Origin of the sequence: Natrialba sp. PRR66 (assembly GCF_034808065.1) — an archaeon.
GTDB classification, from domain to species: domain Archaea; phylum Halobacteriota; class Halobacteria; order Halobacteriales; family Natrialbaceae; genus Natrialba; species Natrialba aegyptia.
On the sequence record NZ_JAXHGN010000002.1, the window covers coordinates 238,306 to 260,859 of the forward strand.

General features: G+C 62.3%; 26 protein-coding genes and 1 tRNA gene. 9 read left to right on the forward strand and 18 right to left on the reverse strand.

Going from position 1 to position 22,554, the window contains the following annotated elements; translation table 11 throughout:
* Positions 1–76: 76 nt before the first annotated feature.
* Entirely contained in the window at positions 77–1,432 is a 1,356-nt protein-coding gene (gene glnA / locus SM755_RS07325) for a type I glutamate--ammonia ligase (RefSeq protein WP_323172093.1), read from the reverse strand.
* A gap of 126 nt (positions 1,433–1,558) precedes the next feature.
* On the opposite strand from glnA, the gene lrp reads away from it, so the two are divergent.
* Positions 1,559–2,020: an HTH-type transcriptional regulator Lrp gene (gene lrp / locus SM755_RS07330; RefSeq protein ID WP_006107903.1), complete on the forward strand. Its 462-nt coding sequence runs from the start codon at positions 1,559–1,561 to the stop codon at positions 2,018–2,020.
* Positions 2,021–2,237: 217 nt separating this feature from the next.
* Here the strand turns inward: lrp and SM755_RS07335 are convergent, their stop codons facing one another.
* The 3 genes from SM755_RS07335 to SM755_RS07345 form a co-directional block, all read right to left on the reverse strand.
* The gene (locus tag SM755_RS07335) at positions 2,238–3,410 is read right to left on the reverse strand and encodes a sodium:calcium antiporter (RefSeq protein WP_323172094.1); all 1,173 of its coding nucleotides are present in this window, start codon (positions 3,408–3,410) and stop codon (positions 2,238–2,240) included.
* A 201-nt stretch (positions 3,411–3,611) separates the two neighbouring features.
* Entirely contained in the window at positions 3,612–4,709 is a 1,098-nt protein-coding gene (locus SM755_RS07340) for a sodium:proton exchanger (protein WP_323172095.1), read from the reverse strand.
* A gap of 115 nt (positions 4,710–4,824) precedes the next feature.
* Positions 4,825–5,124 (reverse strand): winged helix-turn-helix domain-containing protein, encoded by a 300-nt coding sequence (locus SM755_RS07345; RefSeq protein ID WP_323172096.1) that lies wholly within the window; start codon positions 5,122–5,124, stop codon positions 4,825–4,827.
* Positions 5,125–5,239: 115 nt separating this feature from the next.
* Between SM755_RS07345 and SM755_RS07350 the strand changes: the two genes are divergently transcribed.
* Positions 5,240–5,542 (forward strand): amphi-Trp domain-containing protein, encoded by a 303-nt coding sequence (locus SM755_RS07350; RefSeq protein ID WP_323172097.1) that lies wholly within the window; start codon positions 5,240–5,242, stop codon positions 5,540–5,542.
* Between the two features lie 202 nt (positions 5,543–5,744).
* Here the strand turns inward: SM755_RS07350 and thsB are convergent, their stop codons facing one another.
* Complete coding sequence (gene thsB / locus SM755_RS07355) at positions 5,745–7,397, reverse strand: thermosome subunit beta (protein WP_006665736.1); 1,653 nt, start codon at positions 7,395–7,397, stop codon at positions 5,745–5,747.
* Between the two features lie 207 nt (positions 7,398–7,604).
* Positions 7,605–8,444 carry an SOS response-associated peptidase gene (locus SM755_RS07360; RefSeq protein ID WP_323172098.1) on the reverse strand — a complete coding sequence of 280 codons (840 nt, stop codon included), beginning with the start codon at positions 8,442–8,444 and terminating at the stop codon, positions 7,605–7,607.
* Between the two features lie 179 nt (positions 8,445–8,623).
* On the opposite strand from SM755_RS07360, the gene SM755_RS07365 reads away from it, so the two are divergent.
* Positions 8,624–8,755: a hypothetical protein gene (locus tag SM755_RS07365; protein WP_006107914.1), complete on the forward strand. Its 132-nt coding sequence runs from the start codon at positions 8,624–8,626 to the stop codon at positions 8,753–8,755.
* 182 nt (positions 8,756–8,937) lie between these two features.
* On the opposite strand, the gene SM755_RS07370 is transcribed toward SM755_RS07365, so the two are convergent.
* The 9 genes from SM755_RS07370 to SM755_RS07410 all read right to left on the reverse strand — a co-directional run bounded on the left by SM755_RS07370 (position 8,938) and on the right by SM755_RS07410 (position 14,481).
* Positions 8,938–9,018 (reverse strand) — tRNA-Ser (locus SM755_RS07370).
* 27 nt (positions 9,019–9,045) lie between these two features.
* Positions 9,046–9,291, reverse strand: coding sequence for a hypothetical protein (locus SM755_RS07375; RefSeq protein WP_323172099.1), 246 nt, complete (start codon positions 9,289–9,291; stop codon positions 9,046–9,048).
* A gap of 34 nt (positions 9,292–9,325) precedes the next feature.
* A complete protein-coding gene (locus SM755_RS07380) occupies positions 9,326–9,706 on the reverse strand; it encodes a Rid family detoxifying hydrolase (protein WP_323172100.1) in 381 nt (126 codons plus the stop codon).
* 69 nt (positions 9,707–9,775) lie between these two features.
* Positions 9,776–10,987, reverse strand: coding sequence for a threonine ammonia-lyase (gene ilvA / locus SM755_RS07385; RefSeq protein WP_323172101.1), 1,212 nt, complete (start codon positions 10,985–10,987; stop codon positions 9,776–9,778).
* A gap of 383 nt (positions 10,988–11,370) precedes the next feature.
* A complete protein-coding gene (gene citZ / locus SM755_RS07390; RefSeq protein ID WP_323172102.1) occupies positions 11,371–12,519 on the reverse strand; it encodes a citrate synthase in 1,149 nt (382 codons plus the stop codon).
* Between the two features lie 188 nt (positions 12,520–12,707).
* Positions 12,708–13,085 carry a VOC family protein gene (locus SM755_RS07395; RefSeq protein WP_323172103.1) on the reverse strand — a complete coding sequence of 126 codons (378 nt, stop codon included), beginning with the start codon at positions 13,083–13,085 and terminating at the stop codon, positions 12,708–12,710.
* Between the two features lie 142 nt (positions 13,086–13,227).
* Positions 13,228–13,593, reverse strand: coding sequence for a cell division protein SepF (gene sepF / locus SM755_RS07400; RefSeq protein ID WP_323172104.1), 366 nt, complete (start codon positions 13,591–13,593; stop codon positions 13,228–13,230).
* Between the two features lie 50 nt (positions 13,594–13,643).
* Positions 13,644–13,940 (reverse strand): hypothetical protein, encoded by a 297-nt coding sequence (locus tag SM755_RS07405; protein ID WP_323172105.1) that lies wholly within the window; start codon positions 13,938–13,940, stop codon positions 13,644–13,646.
* A gap of 82 nt (positions 13,941–14,022) precedes the next feature.
* Positions 14,023–14,481: a DUF5807 family protein gene (locus SM755_RS07410; protein ID WP_049903686.1), complete on the reverse strand. Its 459-nt coding sequence runs from the start codon at positions 14,479–14,481 to the stop codon at positions 14,023–14,025.
* A 583-nt stretch (positions 14,482–15,064) separates the two neighbouring features.
* On the opposite strand from SM755_RS07410, the gene SM755_RS07415 reads away from it, so the two are divergent.
* Complete coding sequence (locus SM755_RS07415) at positions 15,065–15,562, forward strand: helix-turn-helix transcriptional regulator (RefSeq protein ID WP_323172106.1); 498 nt, start codon at positions 15,065–15,067, stop codon at positions 15,560–15,562.
* A 39-nt stretch (positions 15,563–15,601) separates the two neighbouring features.
* On the opposite strand, the gene SM755_RS07420 is transcribed toward SM755_RS07415, so the two are convergent.
* Positions 15,602–16,036: a hypothetical protein gene (locus tag SM755_RS07420; RefSeq protein WP_323172107.1), complete on the reverse strand. Its 435-nt coding sequence runs from the start codon at positions 16,034–16,036 to the stop codon at positions 15,602–15,604.
* 24 nt (positions 16,037–16,060) lie between these two features.
* Positions 16,061–16,456, reverse strand: coding sequence for a 30S ribosomal protein S6e (locus SM755_RS07425; protein ID WP_323172108.1), 396 nt, complete (start codon positions 16,454–16,456; stop codon positions 16,061–16,063).
* A gap of 270 nt (positions 16,457–16,726) precedes the next feature.
* Here SM755_RS07425 and SM755_RS07430 point away from each other — a divergent pair, with 270 nt between their 5' ends.
* The 5 genes from SM755_RS07430 to SM755_RS07450 all read left to right on the forward strand — a co-directional run bounded on the left by SM755_RS07430 (position 16,727) and on the right by SM755_RS07450 (position 21,145).
* Positions 16,727–17,005: a hypothetical protein gene (locus tag SM755_RS07430; protein ID WP_323172109.1), complete on the forward strand. Its 279-nt coding sequence runs from the start codon at positions 16,727–16,729 to the stop codon at positions 17,003–17,005.
* 52 nt (positions 17,006–17,057) lie between these two features.
* The gene (locus SM755_RS07435; RefSeq protein WP_323172110.1) at positions 17,058–17,858 is read left to right on the forward strand and encodes a TetR/AcrR family transcriptional regulator; all 801 of its coding nucleotides are present in this window, start codon (positions 17,058–17,060) and stop codon (positions 17,856–17,858) included.
* Positions 17,859–17,902: 44 nt separating this feature from the next.
* Entirely contained in the window at positions 17,903–19,327 is a 1,425-nt protein-coding gene (locus SM755_RS07440) for a hypothetical protein (protein WP_323172111.1), read from the forward strand.
* Positions 19,328–19,446: 119 nt separating this feature from the next.
* On the forward strand, positions 19,447–19,791 hold the full coding sequence (locus tag SM755_RS07445; RefSeq protein ID WP_323172112.1) for a hypothetical protein: 345 nt from the start codon (positions 19,447–19,449) through the stop codon (positions 19,789–19,791).
* Between the two features lie 115 nt (positions 19,792–19,906).
* Positions 19,907–21,145: an MBL fold metallo-hydrolase gene (locus SM755_RS07450; protein ID WP_323172113.1), complete on the forward strand. Its 1,239-nt coding sequence runs from the start codon at positions 19,907–19,909 to the stop codon at positions 21,143–21,145.
* A 27-nt stretch (positions 21,146–21,172) separates the two neighbouring features.
* Here SM755_RS07450 and SM755_RS07455 read toward each other — a convergent pair whose 3' ends face one another.
* Entirely contained in the window at positions 21,173–22,540 is a 1,368-nt protein-coding gene (locus SM755_RS07455; protein ID WP_323172114.1) for a restriction endonuclease, read from the reverse strand.
* Positions 22,541–22,554: the final 14 nt, after the last annotated feature.

Consider the following 22,554-nt stretch of genomic DNA (forward strand, 5'->3'; position numbering starts at 1 on the left):
CCGATCGCACAAAACGGCGAGAGAAACGCGCCCGATCGGCGGGAAACGCTGTAGAAAACGGCTCGGTATCGGCTGATTAGAACGTTTCGAGGTACCGATCGAGTTCCCACTGGGAGACGTCGACCAGGTACTCTTCGAACTCTTGGCGCTTTGCGTCGACGAACTTCGAACTGACGTGGTCGCCGAGTGCGTCGACGATAGCCTCGTCCGCTTCCAAGGCGTCGACGGCCTCGCCGAGGTTCGACGGCAGCGTCGTGATGCCGTACTCCTCGCGCGTTTCCTCGTCGAACTCGTAGATGTTCTCCCGAACCGGATCGGGACACTCGAGGTCCTGCTCGATCCCGTTGAGGCCCGCGTGAATCATCGTTGCGATGGCGAGGTACGGATTACACGAGGGGTCCGGCGAGCGCAGTTCGACGCGCGAGGCGGCGGGAACGCGCGCGGCCGGCTTGCGGATCAACGACGAGCGATTGCGGTCGGACCAGGCGACGTAGACCGGCGCTTCGTAGCCCGGAACCAGCCGCTTGTAGCTGTTGACCGTCGGGTTCGCGACCGCCGTGATCGCCGGCGCGTGTTCGAGGATGCCGGCGGTGAAGGCGCGAGCCTCGTCGCTCAGGTCGAACTCGTCGTCGCCGTCGTGGAACGCGTTCTCGCCGTCCTCCGTAAAGAGCGAGAGGTGAGTGTGCATCCCCGAGCCGTTGATCTTCGGGATCGGCTTGGGCATGAACGTCGCGTGGTAATCGTGCTGGGCGGCGATGGCGCGAACGACAGTGCGGAAGGTGGCGACGTTGTCCGCCGTCGTCAGCGCGTCGTCGTATTCGAAGTTAATCTCGTGCTGGCCCTCCGCGACCTCGTGGTGGCTGGCCTCGACCTCGAAGCCCATGCTCTCGAGGCCGTAAATGATGTCCCGGCGCACGTCGCTCGCGAGGTCCTTCGGCGCGAGGTCGAAGTAGCCGCCCGCGTCGTTGGTCGTCGTCGTCGCGCGACCCACCTCGTCCTCCTCGAACAGGAAGAACTCCGGTTCCGGCGCGGCGTTGACCGTGTACCCCATCTCCTCGGCGCGGTCGAGAGCCCGCTTGAGCACGTAGCGCGGATCGCCCTCGAACGGCTCGCCCGTCGAGGTGTTCACGACATCGCAGATCAGCCGGGCGGATGCGCCCTCGTCGCGATCGCGCCACGGCAAGATTGCGAACGTCTCCGGATCGGGCGTCAGTCGCATGTCCGATTCCTGAATCCTGACAAACCCCTCGATCGAAGAACCGTCGAAGTAGATGCCCTCGGTAAATGCCTTCTCGGCCTGACGCGCAGGGACCGAGACGTTCTTTACCGTTCCAAGAATATCAGTAAACTGGAGACGAAGAAAGTCGATATTGTTCGCCTCGATCTCGTCGAGAACCTCCTGTTCAGCACTCGTAATGTTTCCGCTTGTCATCTTTCTCGTCGTGGTAGCCAAGTAACTCGCCGACTAAAACCCTACTGCTCTAAGCAAATCTTCGATCACTCCGTCGGAATTGTATATTCGTAAATTTCTAAAGGCCAGGCTGAGTGGATGGACGTGATGACGTACGAAAATCTCGATGCAAAATTAGTAAATGCCCTTCTGGGCGACGGGCGCGCGAGCCTCCGCAGCCTCGCCGAAGAACTCGACGTCTCCGTGACGACCGTCTCGAACCACCTCTCGGATCTGGAGGACCAGGGCGTCATCGAGGGCTACACCCCTCGAATCGATTACGATGCGGTCGGCTACGACGTTACCGCCGTCATCCAGCTCCAGGTCGAAGGGAACGCGCTCCCGGACATTACAGACACGCTCCGTGACCACCGCCAGATGATCAGCGTCTACGAAGTCACCGGCGACTACGACGTGATCGCTATCGGCAAGTTCAAAGACACGGACGGCATGAACGACCAGATCAAGGAGCTACTGACAGATCCGGACATCAAAGCCTCGAACACGAGCGTCGTCCTCAACGCCGTCTCCGAGAACGAGCAGTTCGAACTCGACGTCGACCGCTCCTAACGAACCGTTCGGGCCGCTCACCCGGACAAGTGGCTCGGCTACTGGTCATCATCGGCGTGACCGTCGGCGGACTCGACAGCGTTGTCTCAGACGGTCTGCTGTAACGATTTACCGGCGCAACCGCAGGACGGGCGCGGTTGCGCCGGTAATGACTTACAGCAGTCCGTATCAGTCCGCTCCAACTGTGATCGTTCTCGTGTGTATTCGCGGTCATAATTCATAACGTGTAATTTAGGGCCCAGTAGCCGCCGTAAATGACGAGCAACACTGCACCGCCGAGACGGGTTACGCGGCCACGCGCCAGCATGCTCGTTACGATGAACAAACAGACCAGAAAGACCGGCCAGTGAACTGTCATCACAGCGCCCGTCGTCTCGACCGAGTGAAGAGCGGCAATGAGGCCCGCGTTTGCGGTCACATAGAAGACTGTGCTCCCGACGATGTTCCCGACCGCGAGTTCAGGGCGGCCTCGCCGAACGGGCTCGACGGTGAGTGCGAGTTCTTCGATCGAGGCGACGAAACTCAGGACCGTCGCGCCGAAGGCGAGTTCGGAGATGCCGAACGCGACGAAGATGGCCTCGGCGCTGAGGACGGTGAGCAGCGAACCCGCGGTCAGACCGACGGTCGCGACGACGGCGACGCCGAGGGCGAACGCGCCACTGCGCTCGTCGAGGGTCGGAGTGAGGATGAACTCGTCGAGATCGAAGTCTCGCCCGTCGTGTGCCTCGCCCGCTTCCGACTGCTCGTCGGCGATCACCGGCGGTCGGTCATCGGTAGTGTCCTGGGGTACGGGAGAGTGACCGTCCGCTTCGTCGCCGGAGCCGTCGTACTCGACGGGTGTCTCGCCGTCGGTCGATTCCGTCGGTGGGGTTCGGCCGTTCGGTTCGTCCGTGTAAGTGATAACGTCCTCGAGTTCGTCCGCGAGCAGGTACGTCGTCTCGGATCGGCGCTCGTACCAGTAGATGCCGACCAGCAACGGGACGAACAGCAACGTTAGCGCGACGCCGTCGATTCGATCGATCGTTCCGCCGAGCGAGAACACGAACGCCGGGAGCGGGGCGAGAACGAGGAGCGCGAGATAGACGGTCGGAACGTCCATGCGGAACGGGACGAGCAGCCCGGCGATACCGACGGCGACGGCGAGGACGAACAGCGCCTCACCGAAGACGGTTCCGAGTGCGAGATCGGGCAGGGAGACCGCGGCTGCCGTAACGCCGAGAACGCCGTTTTCGAGGTCGACACCGGCGAGAACGACCGCGAGGAAGAACCCGGAGACGCCGAGCGAGACCGCGCTTCGGGCGACGGCGTCGATGAACACCTCGACGGAGTAGATGACCGTCACCACCCCGAGAAGGAATAGACCGAGGAAGGCTGCTTCCTGGGCGACCATACGCGTCTAAACGTGGGGAGACACTTAATTCGAAACGCCGGTCCGAAAGCGGTGGTCTGTGAGCAAATCGGTTACGCGCTGCGAGCCGATTCGAGATACTGCGAGCTGTTGTAAGACGATGTGAGATGCCGCGAGCCGATGCAAGACGACGCGAGCCGATTCGAGACGATGCAAGACGTTTCGAGACGACGTGAAACGTCCTTAGCCCGGAGCCGGAATCCCGCCGAAGACGAGCAGCGCGACGAGCCAGTAGGCGACGTAGAGGCCGACGAGCGTGTATCCGTGCCACCGGCGGAGTCGTCCGGTCGAAACGAAATACGCGGCGAGTCCGGTCAGTGCAATCACCGCCGGGAGGTGAAAGACGATCACGGCGCGCGGGATCACCACGTCTCCGACGAACATGATGACGCCGACGTTCGCCGTCACGGAGAAGATCACGCTCCCAACGATGTGACCGATCCCGATCTCCGGAATGCCCCGCCGGACCGGCTCGATCGTCAACAGGAGGTTCTCGAACGTCAACACCAGCGTCAGGACGGTCGCACCGAACACCGTCTCCTCGATCCCCCACGCCTCGACGATCACTTCCGAACTCGTCTCGAGCAGGATCGCCCCTGCGACGATACCGACGAGCGACACGATCGCCAGTCCGAGCCAGAACAGCCCCTCGTACGCCCGGTCGGCGACGTACCGATCCTCCGGAATCTCCTCCAAGACGGTCCTGATATTGACATCCGAGATCTTGAGTTCGTCTATGGCGACGCCACCGTCCGCTTCGATGCGCTCTGCGATCTCCGAGTCCCGAAAGACCGGCACGTCGCGCTGGAACTCTCGGGACACGATATACCCGAAACACACGATGAAGATGCCGACAAGCGCCACTCCGTGAACGACGGTTAACGTCTCCACGAACAGAAACGGGACCAGTACGAGCGGCGACACGGCGAGCAACAGCAGATAATCCCGCGGAATCTCGGCCGGGAACGGCCGATAGATCGCCGCACCGGCGAGCGTAATCCCCGTAATCGCCAGCGCAGTCCCGAGCGCCGTTCCCAGTGCCACCTGCTCGAGTTCTCCCGCCCCGAACACCAGTGCGATCGCCGTGTCGTCGAACTCGATGCCCGTAAAGACGATCGCCAGTGCGAAGATCGAGACGCCCAGACCGAGCGCCGCGCGCGTGAGATAGCTGATGAGCTTTTCGACGCTATACGTCAGTACGATGGCCCCCAGAAGTAGTACCACGTACGCCATCCACTCCCCCTGTGACTCGATAAGCTCTTCGAGCGCGGCCTCGATCATACCTATTCCACGACGAAAGAGCGCATATAGCTATCAGCCCGTATAGACGAGTTCAGTGGAATTCTATACACGGCGGTGAGACACTGCCGAGACGAGCGGTAGCACCCGTCGATACCTACGGCTGTGAACTGGAGTGATCCGTCTCGCTGATCGGATCGGCCTGCAGGACGAACGTCCGTTCCGGTGGCGGCGCGAGTTGCAACTCCACGGCCGCCGTGAGCTGATAGTACTTCCGATTCCCCCGCATATACCAATCGACCAGTTCGGCCTCCTCTAACGTCGAGAGGTGGTGTGCCGCCGTCTTGCCGTCCATCCCGATCGCGTCCGTCAGTTCCGAGACGTACTTCGGTTCCCGAGAGAGTTCCCGCAGGATCTCGAGTCGAGTGCCGTTGCCCATCGCCTCGATGAGTGACATACGTTCACATTTGATGCGTGCCCACAGAAGCGTTGTGCCGGTACGGAACTCGTACTTACCGGATTTCGTGTACGTCGGTCCAGGTTTATACCCGTCGTCGTCGTACTCCGTTCGTATGAGCGACCGCGTCAACGTCCCCGACGACACTGACCGCGACTCCCGAACGATTACGGACGGCTTTTTCGAACGGGAAATCTACCTGTCCCGACAGGAGACCGCCACGTTCCTTCGCGACCTCGCGGATCAACTCGAGGCAGAGACGACCGTCACCGTCGCCGGCTCGGACTGGGAAATTCCCTTCGACTACCGCGAACCAATCGAAGTCGAAATCGAGTTCACGAAACAGCGCGAGCGCGAACTCGAAATCGAACTCGAGTTCAGCGAGGCCGAAGACGGATCGGGGTTGTCGGTTCGGTAGTTATCGTAGTCTGGTCTGGTTTCGCTCTGCAGGGGTCAAAGGGTCCCAAGAGTCCAAAGCGTGTGCTTCAGTCAGGACGGAGTACGGAGTACGGACGAAAATGTGAATGTCACGTCGGGACCGGATAATGCGTGGTCGAAACGCGGGTCGAGTTCGGTTGCGAGTGCGGGTAGGGTTTTGGCAGTGAGTATCGCGGCCTGACTTACATCATGCCGCCCATGCCGCCGCCCATACCGCCCATGCCGCCGGCACCCGGTGCGCCGCCTTCGTCGTCTCCCTTGTCGGTCGAGAGGTCGCCGGCGGAGATGATGTCGTCGATTTTGAGCACGAGGTTCGCCGCTTCGGCGGCGGACGTGACTGCCTGCTCTTTGGCGTGGGCCGGCTCGACGACGCCGGTCTCGTTGGTGTCTTCGATATCGCCCGTGAAGACGTTCAGACCGGCTTCGACGTCGCCCTCGTCGTGGGCCGCACGCAGGTCGACGAGCGTGTCGATGGAGTCCAGTCCGGCGTTCTCGGCAAGCACGCGCGGGACGAGTTCGAGCGAGTCGGCGAAGGCCTCGACGGCGAGCTGTTCGCGACCGGAGACGGAGTCAGCGTAGTCGCGCAGGCGCGAGGCGAGTTCGACTTCGATTGCGCCGCCGCCGGCCAGGACTCGGCCGTCGGAGACGGTCTGTGCGACGACGTCGAGCGCGTCGTTGACGCCGCGTTCGAGTTCGTCGACGACGTGGTCGGTCGAGCCGCGCAGCAGGAGGGTGACGCCGTGGGCGTCCTCGCCCTCGACGTAGAACAGTTCGTCTTCATCGTCGCGGGTAAGGTCTCCGTGGCCGAGGTCCGCGGCGGTCGCGCTGCCGAGGTCGGAGACGATGGCCGCGTTGACGACCTCCGAGAGGAACTCGAGGTCGCTCTTTTTCGCGCGGCGGACGGCGAGGATACCTTCCTTGGCGAGGTAGTGCTGTGCGAGGTCGTCGATGCCCTTCTGGCAGAGGACGACGTCGGCACCGAGGTCGGCGATCTGCTCGACTTTCTCCTGGAGCTGTTTCTCTTCGCGGTCGAGGAACTGCTGGAGCTGATCGGGGTCCGTAACCGATACTTCGGTGTCGATGTCGGTCTCTTCGACCTCGATGGGCTCGTTCAGCAGCAGGATGTCGGCGTCCTGAGCCTCGGTGGGCATGTTGTCGTGGACCGGGTCCTTGTCGACGATGCCGCCCTCGAGGAGGTCGGATTCGCCGGTGCTGTGACCGGTCTGGGTCTCGATGTTCAGGAACTCGAGGTCGACGACGTTGTTGCCCTCGTCGTCCTCGACGGTGACCTGGCGGATGGCCTCGACGATGAGTTCGGCGAGGTGTTCCTTGTTGACCTCGGTGCCCTTGCCGGTCATCGAGGTTTCGGCGACCGAGCGCAGGAGGTCCTCGTCCTCGGTGTCGACTTCGGTCGCGATGTCGTTGATCTCCTCGCGGGCCTGCTCGCTCGCCATGTGGAAGCCCTTGATGATCGCCGTCGGGTGGATGTCCTGCTCGATGAGGTCCTCGGCGTTTTTCAGGAGTTCACCGGCGATCGAGACGGCGGTCGTGGTGCCGTCTCCAGCCTCGTCTTCCTGCGTTTCGGCGACCTCGATGATCATCTCGGCCGTCGGGTTGTCGATGTCCATCTCCTGAAGGATGGTGACGCCGTCGTTGGTGATGGTGACCGACCCCATCGAGTCGACGAGCATCTTGTCCATCCCTTTCGGGCCGAGTGTCGATTTGACGGATTCAGCGACCGCGCGAGCGGCGCTGATGTTGTAATCCTGCGCGTCCTTGTCCTTGACGCGCTGGGAGTCCTCGCTCATGACGATCATCGGCTGTCCCTGCTGCATTCGCTGGCTCATAGTCAGACGAACCATTGATTGTGATTCTACATAAATCCATCGCTATCGACGCATTTCAACTGTCGAACGAGACCCACCCGAAGCCGAGAAAACCACAGTAGTGCGCGCCGGTGATCGATCCACAGCGATGAACTCGTTCACGCACGAGGATGGGTCACGGAACGAAAAACCCCTCCATATTTAAGTATAACCGAGTCACGCTCGCGTCGATTCGACGAGCGACGGTGACTCGACACTCGGGTCGTTGACCGCGGTTGAGACCGGATAGGCGTGCATTTCTTCGGCCGGATAGGGCTGGAGAACGTCCGACGGGTCGTCGTCCGAAAGCCACCGCCGTTCGTCAGCCGGATCGAGAATCGCGGCCATCCGGTGGTGCAGATCCGCCACGAGTTCGTTCGGTTCGGTCGTGATGATGGTGAACGTCTCGAGCGGACCGCGTTCGGGCGCGTCAGCTGTGCCGCCGCCGAACGCGTCGAGGCCGGCCTGGGTCGTCTCGGCCCCCTGCTCCGGCTCGCGGCGGACCCACAAGCCGGCCAGAGCGAACGGCCGGTCGTCCTCGAACGCGACCCTGTAAGGCTGTTTGCCGTCGTCGGTCTCGACCCATTCGTAGAACCCGTCTGCCGGCACGAGACAGCGACCTGCAGCCGGCGTCTCGGGTTCGGGTTCGGGTTCGGAACCGGCGTCGGACCCGACTCCGGATTCCGCCGTTTCGCCACCAGGAATCCGCTGTCGGTACGCATCCCGGAAACTCGGCTTCTCGGCCACCGTCTCCGCACGCGCGTTGATGATCCCACCGGCATCGTCGTCCGCCCACGAGGGAACCAATCCCCACTCGAAGCGCTGGATCGTCTCCGGCGCGTCACTCGTGATGACCGGCAGCTGTTGGCTCGGAGCCATGTTGTACCGCGGGGTGAACGACTCGGCTTTCGAACCCGAACTCGAGTCGGCCGTCGCGTCGGCCCCGGGCGCGAACCGTGCCCCGAATCGATCCTCGAGTTCATCTCGCTCGAGGGTGAGTGTATAGCGACCGCACATACTGTCCCCATCGCGTGGCACGGCTAAAGCGTTGTCCGCTCGCGAGTGCGATACTGTTGCGTGCGGGACAATCGCGAGCGAAAGACGGTCTTCGTTCCGCGTATGTCCTCCTTACCATCACGAGCGCCGGTCGTAGGGCCATCGTTACGATAGGGATCCTCGGCGGAGTTCGCGACAGGATGACCGCAACCGAGACCGAGGGCGGCCGCTACGAAACCGTGGTCAGGCAAGACGGACTATTCGAGATCAGAGACCGCGACGAAGCCAACTGCTGGATCGCAACGGACGCGCCCGCTGAACTCGAGCGGTGAGGCTTCGGACGGTCGGCTGTACCGGTTTCCCGGCCACCCCAAGACGGGCGCGGATGCGCTGGAACCGACTGTCAGCGGTCCGTATGCACCGGTATCCGACGCAGCGACACACGTGCGAGACGTGGGGCTGACGGGTGGCTCCGCTCGGAGTCAAACACCCTCGGAGAGAACGTAATGGAAAGCGCCAGGACAGGGATTTGAACCCTGAATCCCAAAGGGAACACGCTTTCCAGGCGTGCGCCTTACCGTTCGGCCATCCTGGCTCACTTATCCGTAACCACGTCCGTCGTTTAACTCTTACTTTTACCGTCGGACGACGAGTTGGGGTCCGACCTTGCCGTCGCCCGCGCTGCGAGACGGTGCTCCAGAACGTAGGCGCCGATACCCGCCGCGGTTCCGACGCAGACGGCGATGACGACTCCCGCGCCGATCGACACCAGCGGCTCGACGACCAGGGCGTACCCCTGGAGGAGGGTCAGAAACGCCATCGCGCCGACCGCACCCCACAGGAAGGCTGATTTGAGCCGTGGATTCATGCGCTCACTGGAGTCTGACTGAGTCGCTGGCCGGTCACTCGAGCGACACAATCGCTTCGACTTCGATCCCGACGCCCTTCGGCAGCGCGGCGACCTCGATCGCGCTCCGGGCCGGCGGCTCGTCGTCGAAGTAACTCGCGTACGTCTCGTTCATCGCGTCGAACGACTCGATGTCGTCGAGGAAGACCGTGACCTTGAGGATATCCGAGGGAGCCGCGCCCTCGGCCTCGAGTACCGCGACGAGGTTGTCGAGCGCCTGCTCGGCCTGCGTTTCGATCGGTTCGTCGTCGAGCACTTCGCCGTCCGTCGTAAGCGGAATCTGGCCGGCCGTAAACAGCAGCGAGTCGTTGGTCGTCGCCTGGCTGTACGCGCCCACGGCGGCGGGTGCCGCGTCGGTTTCGATGATCCGTTTCATAGGCACCACCTCTCTCCGACCGGCCTTAAATGCAAGCGAAACGGCTTCACTCCGCGATGAGCGGCCTGGTTATGCCAGCGTATCGACCGGGTACCCCTCCTCGCGAAGCGCCTCGAGGAACGCGTCGACGTGGTCCGGACCGCGCATCTCGAGTTCGATTTCGACTTCGGTATCGCTCATCTCGACCTCCCGCGAGGTGCGGTCGTGGTGGATCGCGTAGATGTTGACCTGGTACTCGGTGAAGATTTCGAGCAGTTGTTCGAGCGCGCCGGGTTGGTCCTTGAGGACGGTCCGAATCTTCAGGTAGCGACCGGTTTCGACGAGGCCGCGGACGATGACGTTGGTGAGCGTGTTGAGGTCGATGTTCCCCCCGGAGAGGACCGGGACGACGGTTTCGCCCTCGTCGTAGTCGAACTTCTCGAACAGCAGGGCGGCGAGCGGGACCGCGCCAGCGCCTTCGACCAGCGTCTTCGACCGTTCCAACAGGTAGACCGTCGCGACGGCGATTTCGGGATCCGAGACGGTGACGACCTCGTCGACGTACTCCTGAATGTGGCGAAACGGCTTCTCGCCGACGCTCCGCGTCGCGATTCCGTCGGCGATCGTGTCGACGCCGTCGAGCGCGATCCGCTCTCCCTTCTCGAGCGATTTCGCCGCGCTCGAGGCACCGTCCGCCTGGACGCCGATAACGCGGGCGTCCGGGTTGCGCTCCTTGATTGCGGTCGCGACGCCGCTGATGAGTCCCCCGCCGCCGATCGGGACGACCACGGTGTCGACGTCCGGACAGTCCTCCAGAATCTCGAGGCCGATCGTTCCCTGGCCCGCCATGACGAACTCGTCGTCGAAGGCGTGGACATAGGTCCGATCCTCCTCGCGTTCGAGTTCGTGTGCGCGCTGGGCGGCCTCGTTGTAGTCGGTGCCGGCGAGGACGACCTCGGCACCGTAATTGCGGGTCGCCTTGACCTTCGAGATGGGGGCGTGCTCGGGCATGACGATCGTCGAATCGACGCCGGAGCGCGTCGCGGCGAGGGCGACGCCCTGGGCGTGATTCCCCGCGCTCGCGGTAACGACACCGGCGTCTTTCTCGGCGTCCGAGAGCGTCGCGACGCGGTTCGTCGCACCGCGGATCTTGAACGAGCCAGTGCGCTGGAAGGTCTCGAGTTTCAGGTGGACGTCGGCACCGGTCATCGACGAATAGGTGTGTGAATATTCCAGTGGTGTGTGTCGGGATGTTTCACGGACTCGGTCGATAGCCTCGAGAACGGCAGTAAGATCGAGCATATGCGTGACTATCGGGCAACTACTGTAAGACTGTCGGGGAAGACTCGAGCGGGTGGCCCCACCCCCACCCCGACAGGACAGGAGCGTGTTGCCGGTCCGGCAACACGACAGGGAACAGGGAATGCACGGCGTGTGACGTGCGAGTGTAGACGGGAACGCAGGAACCATAAAACCCACCCCTCCAAAGTGAAAGTGAAATCGCCGGACTGCGGCGGGAAAGATGGGGTGTCAGACATCCGGCGGACGGCTGTCATCTGTGGCTGAAAGGAGGTGTACTATTTCGAGCATGATACGTCTCTCTCCCTGTAGGGAAGTGCAATTCACTGCATCGGTGCTCGATGCTCGCCAAAAAAGACCGATCGATCGGTCGAACGCGATGCCCGTTATCGGTCGTCGATCGGGACGAACTCCCGTGTGTCCGGACCGGTGTAGCGGGCACGTGGGCGGATGAGGCGGTTATCTTCCTGGTATTCGAGGACGTGTGCGATCCAGCCTCCGGCGCGACTCATGGCGAAGATCGGGGTGTACATGTCGATCGGGATGCCGAGCTGGTAGTAGACCGAGCCCGAATAGAAGTCGACGTTCGGGGCGATTCCCTTCTCGACTAAGCCCTTCTCCTCGGTGAGGTACTGTTCGATGGTCGTGGTGTAGTTGTACCACTTGGATTCGCCGTTTTCGGCGAGTTCTTCGCTGCGTTCTGCGAGGATCTTCGCTCGGGGGTCCTTGACGTTGTAGACGCGGTGGCCGAAGCCAGGAATCCGACGGCCTTCCTCGGTGGCCTGTTCGATCCATTCGCGGTGATCGAGGTCGCTCTCGTCGATTTCGATCAGCACTTCCATGACGTCCTGATTCGCGCCGCCGTGGAGCGGGCCGGAGAGCGCGCTGACGCCGCCGGTGACGGCGCTGTAGATGTCGGCCATCGTCGAACCGATCACCATCGACGTGAAGGTGGAGGCGTTCAGGCCGTGGTCGGCGTGCAGGATGAGCGCCTGGTCGAACGTTTCGGCGGCGATGTCGTCCGGTTCCTCGCCCGTAAGCATGTAGAGGAAGTTGGCAGCCAGTCCCAGGTCGGGGCGGGGATCGACTGGCTCGTCACCGAGGCGATAGCGTTCGAAGGCGGCGAGTGCGGTCGGGATTTTGGCGGTGATGCGCCGCCCCTGCCGGAGCGTCGCATCGAGATCCTCGGGATCGGCGTCCGACTCGGGTTCGGTCGCCGAGAACATCGAGACGGCGGTTCGGAGCGCGGCCATCGGCCGTTCCTCGGCGTCGGCGAGGCGTTCCATCGTCGAGAGCACGTCGTCGCTAACCGTCCGCTCCTCGGTCAGCGCATCGGTGAACGACGCGAGTTCGTCCGCGTTCGGGAGGTGGCCATGCCAGAGGAGGTAGAGGACTTCCTCGTAGGATGCGCCACGGGCGAGGTCCTCGATCGTGTAGCCGCGGTAGATCAGCCGTCCCGCGTCACCGTCGATCGAGCTCAGGTCAGACTCTGCGACCAGCACACCCTCGAGCCCTTTTTTAAGGTCGTCTGCCATACCCTGGAATTTCCGTCGCCCATGGAAAAGTATTATCGTTTTCTCCTTCTTACCGGTCAGATCTGCTGCTATCCGGTGTACTGGCCGATTTATGGCCGTTGAGTGGTTCTCACAATGGTTTGTGGGGACATACCGTGTCTGATTCGCTGCCGCGACCCTCGCTCAGACGGCGGCTACCGGCCGAATCGTCACCGATCCAGTCGCTCGACGAGTTCAACGACGTAACCGTTCGGGTCTTCGACGAACGCGACGCGGCGGTCGATATGGGCCATCGTCTCCGGCTCCGCCTGCACGGCCGGGTCCGCTCGTTCGAGCAGGCGTTCGAAGGTATCGTCCGCGCTCTCGACGCCGACGGCGACGTGGGCCATCGTTCCCGAGTCGATATCGGGGCCGCCCTCGGGATCGTACTTGAACTGGAACTCCGCGTTCTCGCCGCCGATGTAGACGTTTTCGACGCCGTCGTCGGTCGTGAACGACCAGTTCTCGGTCAGCCCGAGGCCGTCGCAGTAGAACTCGCGCGTTCGGTCGAGATCGGAGACCCAGAGCGCCGTGTGGATGACATCCATGCGTTTCGGTGATGTGTTCGAGCGGCAAAGCACTACCGACGGTCACGACGCTGTATCGGGTGCGGGTGACAAAGCGGGCAGTAAAAGTGGGTCCAGTTCAGTCCAGTACAGAAATCGATCGCGACGGAGATAGAGACACCGATTACAACTGCTGTCCCAACTTCTCGCGACTAATGCGCACGCCGGTCGGCGTGATGATCATCTGATCGTCGCCCTTGCGGACGATGTCGCCGTCGACCTCCTGTGCGACCTGCCGGAGTTCGTCGACGATGTGTTCGACCGTACTATCCTCGGTGCGCAGTCGGGTGATGTCCGCAATCACGATATCGCCGTCGTAGATCGCGTCCTTGATATCGATCGCATCAGCCTGACTGCCGACTTCCGCGATGTGAACCTGCATCGCCGCCGCGTCGGCTGAACTCGCCGAAACGTCGTCGAGATTCAGTTCGACGTAGTCCTCGGCGGTCCGGGACTGGCTGCCGCCGAGAATTTTGCTCATAAGTCCCATTGGCGTTACCCACCGGGGCCGCCAGTATAGTTCTTACGTCAGACGGACCCTCAGCCAACGGTGACTGTCGAGTAATTTTCAACGGGTTGAAACGGATCGGAGACGACGGCTGCGTGTGAACGCAGCACTGCTACCGCTTTTGAGGGCTCGTGTCCCCGCTTAATGATTCCAGCATCTGCCTCCACGAATCCTATACGACCAGGATATCCCTCGCGGATCTCGGGGAGACGTATGAACTCGTCGTGCAGGGCGACGAGGCTCTCCTCAAGCGATACGCGAACGCCTACGTGGCGGATTCGCTGAACGAGGCACCAGAGCAACTCCCGGATTCGGAACGCCGATTGCATCGTGTTCCGAGTCACGAGTTCAATCGACTGTCTAGCGCGGCGATTCAGTCGTTCGCGGTGAAACGGAAAAAGGGACGGCGAGTTAGTTCTGCAGCGCCCAGCGGTCGGAGTAAGCTGTTCCACAGGTACACTGTGCGTAGGCGTGGACGACATCCCCCTCGGCGTAGATGCCGCCAACGTCGTCGTTTTGCTCCTCGGCGAAAGCGAAAATGAACTGCGGATCGTGGGTGTCGCCGGAGGCGGTGGTCTCCGCTTCGGGTTCATCATTCGCTCCGTCGTCCGGACACTGTCCGTCCGTGAGATCGCCGTCGATGACCCCTTCGACACTCATTGCGGACTGGGCGAACTCCATGGCCTGCTTTCCGGTCGCTGCCTGGAACGCGTTCCGGCCGCGTTCCCCGTCGACGACGAGTAGAACGCCGTTATCGACCGCCTGGCCGAACGATTCGAGTCGGTCGTCCGAGACGTACGAGTCGGCCAGAAACAGTGCGATATCGTCGGGCCGGTCACCGGCCAGGAACTCCTCGCGTGCGGTCGTCATGCCCATCAATTGGCTCTGGACGTGGAAAAGGCCGCCGTTGTCAGTCGACATGGTGTGGTGTGCAGTTCGAAAACTACCAGTCGATTGAGACTGCAGGGAAAACTCTGCAACGCAGTCGCGATACTGCGACCGTTACTAGGGAGTCGGACCCGAACTCTCGGCTCATTTTTCCGATCTGTCTAGTAGCGTACGAATGTCGATTCAGCACGAACGCTGTAGCTTCCAGATGCGCGGGGTATCGTGGCTACATTGGTTGTCAGCGGTAATTACTCCCTTGACGGCCATAACACTTATCAAAATAAAACTAACCCACCAAAATAAGCTTGTATGTAGTCCTATTCGGAATATAACTAAACATACACTACACTACTCTCTATAGAATATTATATCCACACTATCGGAGACAACAGACAGTTATTATGTTAATTCAGATTTCTTGATTTATCTGTATTCTGTATGGTCGGTTCCCTGTCGTTTATACACCGGTAGACCCAGACCTTCACTCGACGTGACTGGTATTCGCCGTTCTCGGCAGTGCGTGGCTGGGTGACGGGCGATACCATTCACAAATGGGTGATCGTGCATGCGTGAGAATACACAGAATACTGAGTCCGTCTTCGAAGCACTCTCGAAGACGGCCGCGGCCGAGACGGCAGGGGGGCAATCGCCGTCTCCCGCCACAACCAACGGCCTACCTGACGATGTCGAGCGTGAACTCGACGACCTACTGGCACAGGCGCTTTCAGTCTTGCCGACCGAGGATATCGAGTTCACTGACGAACTGATCAAAGAGAACCTCGATGAGATCCTGCTGGTGCTCATCACACTCCACGATGGCACCCACGGGGACGAACTCCTGTCGGATCTGTCGCGGTACTTCGATACGACGTTGAGTCCGGGGACGGTGTATCCGGCGTTACACGCCCTGGAGGAGGCGGGGTATCTCACATTGCAGCAGAAGGTACGGACCAAAGAGTACTCGATCGCCGAGGACGCGACCGTTCAGTCGATGGTCGAAGAGACGATGATCCAACAACTGGCGTTCGGGTTGTTGCTCTCCGCGTTCCTGGCGCGGTACTGAGGTCCGTGATTCGTTTTCGAGTGCGTCTTTTCTCGTCCGCTATTCGTCGAGATTCTCCGCGATAGACGAGAGGCTCTCGCTTGGCGGTTCGTACGCGTCGTAGTACGCCGTTGCGCCGGGTTCGCGGAGCCCGTAGAGGTAGTCCGGTTCGACGATATCCACTAGCACTGAACTGCCGGGATCGATGCTGTGGTTATCGGCCCACTCGGCGAGTCGATCGGTGCCGCCGCTCGGGTCGCGGGCGAGCGACGGCGTCTCGTAGATGCCGGTAACAATGAGGGTGTCGTCGACTAGCGCGCGCTCGATACGGGCGAACAGTTCGTCGCCGTCGAGGACGATTCTGACGACTTCGTCCGCCGTGAACGCGTCCTGTTCGTCGGCGGGAAGTTCCAGTTGGACGCCCGTTGTGGTCTCCGTACACGTCGACCGAACCGTCTGTACTGACGGATGGTCGCTCGCAATTCGATCTGCCATTGGCGGAAAAATGTCGGCGGGTCGTTACTCGTCGGCGTCGTCGCCGAGGAGGTCGTCGATGTCGGTGCTGCCGCGGCCGACGATTGCGGCATTGATCTGTGCGACGGCGTCCGAAACCTCGCTACCGCGGACGGTAATCCGACGGCGTTCGCCGTCACGGGACGGGCGGAAACCCGTCTGTCGGCCCTCCATCAGGACTTCCGTTAGGTTCGCACCGGCGACCTCTCCGTTGAGCGGTCTCCCGGCGTCGTCGGAGCCGCCCGTGATTTCGAGCGTGTAGCCGTCGAGGCCGACGGCGCTGCCGTCGACTTCCTCGCCGATGGCCTTCCCAACGAATCGGTTTGCATCCTGTTCTGCTGCCTCGAGCTGGTAGGACGACCCGGAGTCGGGGTCGCCAACGACAACAGTGAAACTTGCCATGCACGGGAAAAAACGGTCAGTGCTCAAAAACACATCGAAACATAAGCCACATCGCGTCGGGATAGCGGTGATCGAGCCCGCGTGTGCGAGCGGAATCGACGGCACCGCACCGTCAACCGGAACGCGCTGACTCGCTCACAGGGACGGGTCACGCAGCGACGCCCACCACACAGAACCGTCGACACAACACGGTCACGGTTAGATATCAACGATCGCGGCAAGCTCCGATGCGCAACCAAAATGTAGATGTCTCGAACCCCTACACTGCCCATGCAACTCGATCCGGACCAACTCGAAAACCGCCTCCACGACGAGTTCAGCGCGACGGAACCGGAGGTTCGGGTCGTCGTCCGACAGGCGATCGATCTGGCGGAAGCGGGCCAGTACGAGGCCGACGTTGGCGCAGCGGTGACTACTGCCGTCGTCGTGGCTGAACTCGGCGATGCGCCGTCGGGAACGGTCCCCGACCGATGGAACTGGTGGATCGGCTCGCTCGAACTCGCCTTTGGCGGCTACGAACGGTTCAGTATCCGGCGGTATCGGACGTGACAGTGGGAGGGAACGAAACGACTTTTATGCGTTCCTGACCAAAAGGTCAGTAGTGACCGAGACCGACGTTCGTGACGCGATCATGACCGCAACTTACGAGGCGCTGTGCGAGCACGGCTACACCGATCTCACGGCCCAGCACATCGCCGACAGAACGGACAAGAGCAAGTCCCTTTTGTTCTATCACTACGACTCAAAGGAGGACCTCATCGCCGACTTTATCGGCTACCTGACCGAGTGGTTCGACGAACGCGTCACCCAGACGGCAGGCCAGCCGCCCGTCGATCGGCTCGCGATGATCGTCGACTGGTTCCTCTACGGGTCACCCGACGTCGACAACGAACGCCAGTCATTTCACACGGCCATGCTCGAACTCCGGACCCAGGCGCCGCACAACGAGCAGTACCTGGAGCAACTCCGCCGGAGTGACGACCACCTTCGAGAGACGATCGAGGAAATCCTTGCGGACGGAATCGAGGCGGGACAGTTCGTCGACCACGATACGGAAGAGATCGCGCTGTTGCTGATCGCAACCCTCGACGGCGCACGCATTCGCCAGCTCACGCTCGACCGCGATCGGTATCTCGACCAGGTACGTGCCAGCACGGTCACGCGGCTCTTTGCGGACATTCTGGCACCTGATATCGAGTTCCCGTCCAAACTATCTCGCGACGATATCTCTCCCGCTCACGTCTCCATCGAGTCCGCTTCAGAGAGCGAGCGGGAAAGCAATACCGACGACACCAGCACCGACCGCGAACCGAACCAAGACACAAGCACCGACCGCGAACCGAACCAAGACACCAGCACTGGCCAAGAACCGGACCGCGACACTACCGATCCAACGGAATGACCGACGGTCGACCAACCCACTAGCCACCACGTACCCAGCAAGCTATGAGCGACCACCCCTCCACAGACGAGCCGATTCGGACCGCTGACGACCTGCTTTCCGACCTTTCCTCCCCAATGCGGGGCGTCGTAGCCGATGCAGTACCACCGCACGAGCGCTCGCTTCCCGTTACACTCTGTCATCTCGCAGCTGAACTCGGCTCCTCGTCTCCCACCGATCCCGTCCTCGAGTCGGTGACGACCGCCGTCTCGCTCTTCGAGGGATATGTCCAGTTGAGACTCGAACTGCTTGCTGGTGACCGCTATGCGGGCGACCGATCTCGCGATACTGCTATCCTCGCGAGTGACTACCTCCACGCTGGGGCGTACGAAGCGATCGCTGACGCCCCGATTCCCGACGCCCGCACGCTCGATCTGTACCGGACGCTTACGTCCGCCTCGACGACGCTCTCCCGGCAACTCCTGGCACTCGTCGATTCGACCGACTCTCACCTCCCTACCCAGGTGGAAAATCGCGTGCAAGACCCGCAGTCGGGCGAGGACGCCGCGTCCGCTATCGACCACCCAACAGCGTCACGCTCGAGTTCACAGTCTGGTGTTCACGCACCCTCCCAGGGGGACCACTCCGACAGATCACAGCAGCCGTCCTCGCGCGCCCGCTCCCGGTCAGATGCCACACCTTCCACGCCCACGCCGCCACAGTCTCCGTCCGCTGCCACCAGCCTGTCCGCGCATCCGATATCCACCCTCGCCGCAACCGCAGCTGAACTCGGTGCCGCCGCCGTCGATGCACCGGAGGAGACGAGAACTTCGGTAGCGACCTACAGTCGCTCGCTTCTCGCTGCGCTCGCCGCCCGTTCCGTCGCGGCTGACGACGAGGGACCACTCGAAATCGCGCTCCGAGAACTCTCGGGTCAACACGACCGTGGACGATCAGCGGCCGTCGTGGCCGACGAGTTCACTGTCGTGTCCTACACCGCCATCTCTGGCAGTGAGCGAGACGGGGTGCGGGAGGTAGATGGGGTCGATCGTGACGCGGATGGAGCCCACGCCACGGACAGTGAATCATGGGAGCCAAACGCCGATAGCGGGGATCCCGCTCAGGTGTCGGTCTGGCCCTCGTTAGCGTTGGTCTCACAGTCGGTGCCGCCGGTGAGTCAGTCTCTGGAGCCGGAGTCAACGACAGGGCCGGGGGCCGAACCGTCGGGAATCGATAGAGAGATGGACGCCGATGACGAACGTGCGATGAGTACCGATACTGATACTGATACTGATACTGATACTGATACCCTCGAACGCGCACGAGAGGCAGCCGAGGCGATCGCTGTCGAGGCTGCGACGCAGTCGGGCGTTCAGCGGCTCCGAACCCGCCTCGATCGGGCGACACGCCTTCCGTTCGAGACGGATGGCGGGAGGTCGGGACAGCCGGACGACGGGCAGGAACGGGCTGTCCGTGACGATGCGGAGTGACCGCACGACGGAAAACCGATGTCGAGACTGAACTCGAGAACGAGATCGGGGACTGAAACCGCCAGCAATCACGAGAGACGAGACTGACTCCGACGAGAACCACACCGATATCGATACCGATGCCACAGATTCAGAACCAATCGTCGAAACGGCCGTACTGGCCCGCGTACCTGCTGTCCGTATTTATCGCCGGCCTCGGACACTGGTATCTGGGCTACTGGAAACGCGGTGCGAGCTGGTTCGGACTCTACGTGCTCGCACTCGCATTTTTGAGCGCACGGACGGTTTCCGGTGCGTTCGAACCCGGTGAGCCGTTCGTCGTTACCGCGCTGCAGTTCGATGCCGTAACCTACGCCGACGTTGCAGTCCCGCTTGCCGTGTTACTGGTCTGCCTTCTCGACGTCTATCTGCTCGGGCTCGTGACGGCCCGGTCATCCGAGGAGTCGACTACGTCTAACCTGTAGCTGTGCCGTGGTCGGGAACTTCGCCACCCGGTGTGGACGATACGAGCAGGGGAGCTGTACCCGTAACTGGACCTAACCGACGGTATCAAACGGCCTGACTCGCTAGCTGCCCGCAATGAATATTCGGTTCCTGGGCGGCGCACGGGAGGTCGGCCGGAGCGCGATTCTCGTCAACGATCGCCTCCTGCTCGACTACGGAATACAGTCGGGACAGCCGCCGCAGTTCCCGGAGGACGTCGATCCGGAGGCGGTCGTCGTGAGCCACGGCCACCTCGACCACGCCGGCGCGGTTCCCTCGCTGCTGAGCGGCGACGCCCGGCCGTCGATTCACTGGACGCCGCCGACGCGTGAACTCGCGCTCACCCTCGCCCGGGATACGCTGAAACTCCACGGCGGCACCTTTCGGTGTCCGTTCACTGAGACCGATATCCAGCGCGTCACGCAGGTGTCCGAAACCCACGGCTACCGCGAGACGTACGAGGCTGCCGGTCACGAGGTGACGTTTTTCGACGCTGGCCACATCCCCGGATCGGCACACGTGCTCGTCGACGACGGGGAGACCCGGCTACTCTATACGGGTGATTTCCACACCGACGACCAGCAGTTAGTGTCCGCCACGACCGCCCGCCCCGACGCCGACGTGGTGGTCTGTGAGAGCACCTATTCCGATGTCGAACACGAGGAACGATCGACGGTCGAAAGCCGGTTCGTCGAAAGCGTCGAGCGGACGCTCTGGGAGGGCGGCACCGTCGTGATCCCCGCCTTCGCTATCGGACGCACCCAGGAGATGCTACTGATCTGCGAGCGACGCGATATTCCCTGCTACGTGGACGGGATGGGAAAACGAATCACGGAGATGCTGCAGCACCACCCAACGTTCGTCCGCGACGCAGACGCGCTTCAGCGGGCGAAATCCCACGCCCGATTCGTCACTGGCCGCGACGGCCAGCGCAAGCGCATTGCGGAGCAGAACACGGCGATTATAACGACCAGCGGGATGCTCCACGGCGGTCCCGCGATGACCTACGTCCCGGCGATCCGCTCGAATCCCGTCAACAAGATCGCCATGACCGGCTACCAGGTCGAGGGAACGCCCGGCCGCGACCTGCTCGACACTGGCAGTGCCGAGATCGACGGCCGACGGATGCCCGTTAGCGCCCGGGTCCAACAGTTCGACTTCTCCGCCCACGCCGACCGAGCGGGCTTACTCGAGTTCATCAAGTCCTATCGGGATGAGACGATCCTCGTGAATCACGGCGACCGCTGTGCGGACTTCGCAGCGGAGCTCCGTGCCGACGGCTTCGATGCGAGCGCCCCCGAACGCGGCGACCGCTGGTGCTGGTCCGACGCCTGAGAACCCGGACCCGCGCGGCGACCCCACTCACAGGACGCCGACCGAACTCGCGACGACGATGCAGGCGACCAAGAGCGCAAGCACGCTTCCCACAGCCAGGGGAACGTTCTCCATGGCCTTCTCGTGAACCGCCATCGCCGCGTACTCCTCGCGGAACGCTTCCCGGTTCGCCTCGTCGTAGAAGTACTTCCGGCGCAGCGCGAACCGTTCGGTGACCGCACAGCCGGTACAGACCGGCTCGTTCTCGACTCGCTCCGTCTTAATGTGGTCGTCGCAGTTGATGCTGCCGCAGTTCGCACAGTACGTGTAGGTCGCGTCTACGTCGTCCGCCCCGCAGTGGACGCACTCCCGGAAGTCGTTCCTGGTCGTCGACCGTGCCGACCCGGCTGCGTCGAACGCGTAGCGATACGCGTACTCCCCGAGTTCGACGCGCGAGTTCACTCGCGGGAGGTAGACGGGATCGATCGACCGGATCGACACGTCCGATCGCGAGGGCGTGCAGGTTTTCTCGTAGTCGACGTTGTTGTCGCCGGTGTAGTGAACGGTCGTCGTGTGGGCCTGGCGAAGGCGGTCGACCGCCCACTCCTTGTACGCCGTTTCGGTTCGGCCGAATCGCTCGCGCTCGACCGCGGCGACGGTCGCGTCGAGTTCAGTTCGGCGGTCCTCGAGATCGATGTGCGGTGCGGCCCGGTTCGTGACGAGGGCGCTGCGCTCGCCGTGTGCGACGCGCGGCTTGTCGTCGGCGGCGTGGACGACCAGGTCGGTCGTCTCGTTCAGACTGTGGATAACGCCGACCGACGTTTCGAAGGTGGCGCTCGTGCTGGCCGAGATGGCGAGCATCGGCTGGAACGTGACGCTCGTCTCGGGCGTCGGAATCGTGGCGGGATCGATGTTCTCGATCTCGCGGACGACGTCGAAGACGGGCGCTGCAGGGCCCGTGTTGGGAGGGAACGGGGCGAGCGCCTCGTCGCAGAGGATTTCGATGCGGCCGTTGTAGAGGTCCATCCCGATCTCCTCGCCGATGTCGCGCAGATCGCTGCCGTCGAGGAGTGCAACGCCCCCGTCGCTCTCGGTGCCGAGTTCCTGCGCGTACTCTCGGGCCGGGCCGGTGAACCGCCCCGTCGTCGCGACCATGCCCCGTTTCGGGCCGTCGTAGTCGTAGGTCGCGACCGCGGAGTGGAGTTTTTGGACGACGGGGCGGCTGACGGTATCGGTGTGCTTGCACTCGACGACGACCGCGCGCCGTCGGCCGTCGACGACCTCCTCCATCAGAACGTCCCGTCCTTCGTCCGCCGTCCGTGCCGACTGGCTGACGTTCTCGTAGCCGCGGTGACGGAACACGTCGACCATTAGATCCTCGAACTCGTAACCGGAGAGGTCGTCTAGGAGTGCCATCGCAGATAGCGAGT